This is a genomic window from Escherichia sp. WS3227_2 (genome assembly GCF_046486495.1).
GTDB classification, from domain to species: Bacteria; Pseudomonadota; Gammaproteobacteria; order Enterobacterales; family Enterobacteriaceae; genus Escherichia; species Escherichia coli.
Genome location: NZ_JBJQLG010000037.1, coordinates 1 through 5035, shown reverse-complemented (window position 1 = coordinate 5035; position 5035 = coordinate 1). Strand labels below are relative to the sequence as shown.

Annotated in this window: 9 protein-coding genes; 3 read left to right on the top strand and 6 right to left on the bottom strand. The window is 43.2% G+C overall.

Annotated features, from left to right (window positions below):
* Window positions 1–109, bottom strand: a 109-nt coding sequence (locus ACJHXB_RS24615; RefSeq protein ID WP_001657962.1) for a terminase small subunit, incomplete at its 3' end; no start/stop codon positions are given.
* A gap of 388 nt (window positions 110–497) precedes the next feature.
* On the opposite strand from ACJHXB_RS24615, the gene ACJHXB_RS24610 reads away from it, so the two are divergent.
* Entirely contained in the window at window positions 498–731 is a 234-nt protein-coding gene (locus ACJHXB_RS24610) for a YlcI/YnfO family protein (protein WP_032231044.1), read from the top strand.
* Window positions 732–788: 57 nt separating this feature from the next.
* Entirely contained in the window at window positions 789–1199 is a 411-nt protein-coding gene (locus ACJHXB_RS24605; protein ID WP_000079510.1) for a DUF1398 family protein, read from the top strand.
* A gap of 351 nt (window positions 1200–1550) precedes the next feature.
* On the opposite strand, the gene ACJHXB_RS24600 is transcribed toward ACJHXB_RS24605, so the two are convergent.
* The 4 genes from ACJHXB_RS24600 to essD are packed head-to-tail and all read right to left on the bottom strand — an operon-like array spanning window position 1551 to window position 2867.
* Complete coding sequence (locus ACJHXB_RS24600) at window positions 1551–1703, bottom strand: hypothetical protein (RefSeq protein ID WP_001139678.1); 153 nt, start codon at window positions 1701–1703, stop codon at window positions 1551–1553.
* Entirely contained in the window at window positions 1691–2158 is a 468-nt protein-coding gene (locus ACJHXB_RS24595) for a lysis protein (RefSeq protein ID WP_000092273.1), read from the bottom strand. The genes ACJHXB_RS24600 and ACJHXB_RS24595 overlap by 13 nt, the downstream gene beginning before the upstream one ends.
* The gene (locus tag ACJHXB_RS24590) at window positions 2155–2652 is read right to left on the bottom strand and encodes a lysozyme (RefSeq protein ID WP_001135256.1); all 498 of its coding nucleotides are present in this window, start codon (window positions 2650–2652) and stop codon (window positions 2155–2157) included. Before ACJHXB_RS24590 ends, ACJHXB_RS24595 begins: the two co-directional genes overlap by 4 nt.
* Window positions 2652–2867 (bottom strand): phage lysis protein EssD, encoded by a 216-nt coding sequence (essD, locus tag ACJHXB_RS24585; RefSeq protein ID WP_000839596.1) that lies wholly within the window; start codon window positions 2865–2867, stop codon window positions 2652–2654. The genes ACJHXB_RS24590 and essD overlap by 1 nt, the downstream gene beginning before the upstream one ends.
* Before the next feature lie 573 nt (window positions 2868–3440).
* Between essD and ompC the strand changes: the two genes are divergently transcribed.
* A complete protein-coding gene (gene ompC, locus ACJHXB_RS24580) occupies window positions 3441–4523 on the top strand; it encodes a porin OmpC (protein ID WP_000737271.1) in 1083 nt (360 codons plus the stop codon).
* A gap of 189 nt (window positions 4524–4712) precedes the next feature.
* Here ompC and quuD read toward each other — a convergent pair.
* The coding region (quuD, locus tag ACJHXB_RS24575; protein ID WP_410233550.1) for an antitermination protein QuuD at window positions 4713–5035 on the bottom strand (323 nt) is incomplete at its 5' end.

The window sequence follows — 5035 nt, the reverse complement described above, 5'->3', positions numbered from 1 at the left end:
TACCCTTGCCACCGCCTCGCAGAACGGGCATTCCCTGTTCCTGCCAGTTCTGAATGGTACGGATACTCGCACCGAAAATGTCAGCCAGCTGCTTTTTGTTGACTTCCATTGCTCATTCCACGGCCAAAAACAGAGAAAGGAAACGACAAAGGCCCAAAAGTTCGTTTTCAGCACCTGTCGTTTCCTTTCTTTTCAGGGGGTATTTTAAATAAAAACATTAAGTTACGACGAAGAAGAACGGAAACGCCTTAAACCGGAAAATTTTCATAAATAGCGAAAACCCGCGAGGTCGCCGCCCCGTAACCTGTCGGATCGCCGGAAAGGACCCGCAAAATGATAATGATTATCATCTACATATCACAACGTGCATCTACGCCATCAAACCACGTCAAATAATCAATTATGACGCAGGTATCGTATTAATTGATCTGCATCAACTTAACGTAAAAACAACTTCAGACAATACAAATCAGTGACACTGAATACAGGGCAACCTCATGTCAACGAAGAACAGAACCCGCAGAACAACAACCCGCAACATCCGCTTTCCTAACCCAATGATTGAACAAATTAACATCGCTCTTGATCAAAAAGGGTCTGGGAATTTCTCAGCCTGGGTCATTGAAGCCTGCCGCCGAAGACTGTGCTCAGAAAAAAGAGTTTCGCCTGAAGCAAACAAAGAAAAGAGTGACATTACTGAATTGCTCAGAAAGCAGGTCAGACCAGATTGAAGCAATTTAGATAATCGTGCAGACTAGGTACCTTCATATCACATGGAAGGTACTACAATGGCTCAGGTTGCCATTTTTAAACAAATATTCGATAAAGTGCGAAATAATTTAAACTATCACTGGTTTTATTCTGAACTAAAACGTCACAATGTCTCACATTACATTTACTATTTAGCCACAGAGAATATTCATCTTGTTCTTGAAAACGATAATACGGTTTTAATAAAAGGACAGAGTAAGGTTGTAAATGTAAGATTTTCAAAAAATAAATGCCTTATAGAAGCCACCTTAAAAGGATTCAAATCAGGAGAGTTATCATTTTACGAATACAGGAAAAATCTTGCTACAGCAGGGGTTTTCAGATGGATTACAAATATCCACGAAAACAAAAGGTATTACTATACCTTTGATAATTCATTACTCTTTACTGAGAACATTCAGAACACTACACAAATATTTCCGCACTAAATCATAACGTCCGGTTTCTTCCGTGCCAGAACCGGACTCGCTGGCATGATGAAATATGTGTACCCGGTAACCCCGGTGTGCATCGTTTTTGATTATTCCCGCACACTCGCGCAGAAGGAGTTCCCCGTCGGGCTACGGTCTCTGTTAATACGGGAATACGGCGACGATACAGCGCATGATGTGTCAGGCTTGAATACCTTTATCCTTTAAAAGGGATATCAGTTAAGTTATCCCGTGTAGGGTATAAGCCATTATCAAAGCCACTCTGTAGGAAGTGGCTTTTGTAATGGCAATAAAAAGCCCCGCGAATGCGAGGCTAAATCCTGGTATTTGTAATGACTGGCTCTTATCTCAACGCAGCCCCTTACCGCGCGCAAAATGCTCAATATCAAGCATCAGCAATGAGATGTTTAATCTGGATTCACTCCAGAAGTGAGCACCACCCTGTCTACAGAGCCAGATGTGAAGGATGATGAGTAAAATTATCGCTATCATCGAAGGCATTGCGTCCTGATGTATTCCTGAAGCGTTCTCAGTGCTGTTTGGTCGCGGATAATTCCGTCCCGGATACCGAGAACGTTTCGTCCAGCAACTGGAGAGAGTTCGACGGTGGCATCATTGCCCATGCCGGAGGCGCTGGAGGTTTCGGCTGAGGATGGCACAGGGCATTTTCCTTTGACGAGCACCCGACCACCATTATCAAGCTTGCGCCGAAGAGCATCATTTTCAGCTTTCGCATCAGCTAACTCCTTCGTGTATTTATCATCGAGTGCATCAGCATCACGCTGGCGCTGCTGCATGTCAGTAATGGTGGCGTTCGCCTTCTCCAGTTCACTGGCCTTGTTATCGCGCTGTTCTTTGTAGGCGATTGCATTATCACGGTAATGATTAACAGCCCATGACAGGCAGACGATGATGCAGATAACCAGAGCGGAGATAATCGCGGTTACTCTGCTCATTGTTTCCCCCACAAACAGACTTCACGCTCAATCTCACGGCGAGTCATCAGTCCTTTCCATTGATTACCGCCAGCGTATGTCCAGCGCCGTAGCTGATCACATGCGCCTTTAATATCACCCTGGTTTATTTTGCGAAGAAGCGTCGATGTTCTGAAATTGCCAGCACCCACGTTGTAGACGAACGAGTAAAGAGCGCCGCGCGTTGTTTCCGGTATATCGACTTTGATGTACCGGTTAATTTGTCTGGCGACAGTGGCAAGGTCTTTATTCAGGAGGGCTTTGCACTCTGCTTCGGTATACGTTTTACCGGGAATGATGTCTTTTCCTGTATGCCCGTAACATACAGTCCATACACCAACTATGTCTTTGTAAGGATTATGTCTCACACCTTCCAGACCATCGTTACCACTTGGGCCAGTGATTAACACAGATGCTATAGCAATAGCCCCGCCACCAATAGCAGCAGCAACAGCTTTTCGTAATGATGGAGGCATTATTCACCTCTCGCAGCCTTGCGCTTATCTTCTTTAATCTTGAAATAAAGGTTTGTCAGGTACGTCAGCAGGCCAAATACCAGGCTACCCAGCACACCTATTGCTGCCCACTGTGAGGGCGTGACTTTATCGAGCAGCTGTAAAAACCAGTACCCGGCACTACCTGCTGAGGTGCCATAGGCGACACCCGTTGTTAACTTATCCATGGATTTCATAACCCCACCTCGCAGACAAAGCGGGTGTAAATTGAGGGAATACTACGAAACGTAACAGACTCGGAGTCAGTGAATAACTCAGGTATTGGGTTATCAGCTAATATCGAGACTCAAAAAATGGAAAAACCCGCTCGACGGCGGGTTTAAGCTGTGTGACGAAGTAACCACTCTTAACAGCATAACCAATTTTTTACGTACGTAAACCACTAAATGATATTTGCGAGAATGCTACCGAGTATTGAAAACACCACTACAAATACATAAGCAAATCTCAACAAATAACCAACAAATAATTTCCAGCGTTATTTTTAGCCAATTTAAATTGAACCTTCAAATTATAGAGCACTTATAAATAACAGCCATTAATATAAATTGGCTAATAGATTTATTTTTATTCAGCCAAGAGCCATGAATAGGATTCGATAGAAAAAAGTTCAGATAAAAATAGAGATCTACTTCACAAATTAAACGAGAAACCAAAACTTACATCTTGAAATAATCACATTGATTAGATGAATATTTATCGCGCAGTGACATCATTTTTTAATAATAGTTCAAAAAAAAGGGCTCACGATGAAAAAATTAACAGTGGCAATTTCTGCTGTAGCTGCATCAGTACTGATGGCGATGTCTGCTCAGGCAGCTGAAATTTATAATAAAGACAGTAACAAGCTGGATCTGTACGGGAAAGTTAATGCTAAGCACTACTTCTCCTCTAATGATGCAGATGATGGTGATACTACTTATGCCCGTCTTGGCTTCAAAGGTGAAACCCAAATCAACGATCAACTGACTGGTTTCGGTCAGTGGGAATATGAATTCAAAGGCAACCGCGCTGAATCTCAAGGTTCCTCCAAAGATAAAACCCGTCTTGCCTTCGCTGGCCTGAAATTCGGTGACTACGGCTCCATCGATTACGGCCGTAACTACGGTGTAGCATACGACATCGGTGCGTGGACTGACGTTCTGCCAGAATTCGGTGGTGATACCTGGACCCAAACAGATGTGTTCATGACTGGTCGCACTACTGGTGTTGCAACTTATCGTAACAACGACTTCTTTGGTCTGGTCGATGGCCTGAACTTTGCTGCTCAGTATCAGGGTAAAAATGACCGCACTGACGTAACTGAAGCCAATGGTGATGGTTTCGGTTTCTCCACTACTTATGAGTATGAAGGATTCGGCGTGGGTGCAACCTATGCTAAATCAGATCGCACTGACGGTCAGGTCGCCTATGGTAAGAGCAAATTCAATGCCTCCGGCAAAAATGCGGAAGTATGGGCTGCAGGCCTGAAATATGATGCGAACAATATCTATCTGGCTACCACATATTCTGAAACTCAGAATATGACCGTTTTTGGTAATAACCATATTGCAAACAAAGCACAAAACTTTGAAGCAGTAGCACAATATCAGTTTGACTTCGGTCTGCGCCCATCTGTTGCTTACCTTCAGTCAAAAGGTAAAGACCTTGGTGTTCATGGTGACCGAGACTTAGTCAAGTATGTCGATGTCGGTGCTACTTACTACTTTAATAAAAACATGTCCACTTTTGTTGATTACAAAATCAACTTAATTGACGATAGTAAGTTTACCAAAACAGCTGGTATTGATACTGATGACATCGTTGCTGTAGGTCTGGTTTACCAGTTCTAATCTGATTACGAAAAAGATATGTTGCGGGAGGCTTTGCCTCCCCAACATATAAGTGGCTCCCTCAAGCCACTTCCTTTAGGAGCACAACCTTGCTTCTAACTATATAAACCTTCTGTTATATATTACCCTTTATTTTTGGGGGCGTTGCAACGCCCCATTTTTAATAATTTTTAGTAAACAATTGGCATATTAATTAGAGTTATTAACAACGATATCCATCTCTAACCGGATATCTAATGCCATTAACATCCCTTCAATTATGCCCTCAGCCTTCTGTAACCTTTTCCCGATATAACCATCAGAGCAGCAATGCTTACCTGCCAGTGACATGAATGTCATACCGACTACATAATAATCTACTAATAAATCGTGCAAATCGCTGTTGTTCTTTTTCAGACGGCCCATGCACCCGCAAATGATCATCGCGTCATCGTCACAACATTGCGGGCGAGATTTTACTTTTGAAGGAATTAATCCCTTAAAACCGGCGGCAATGGACGACCAGGTCACAT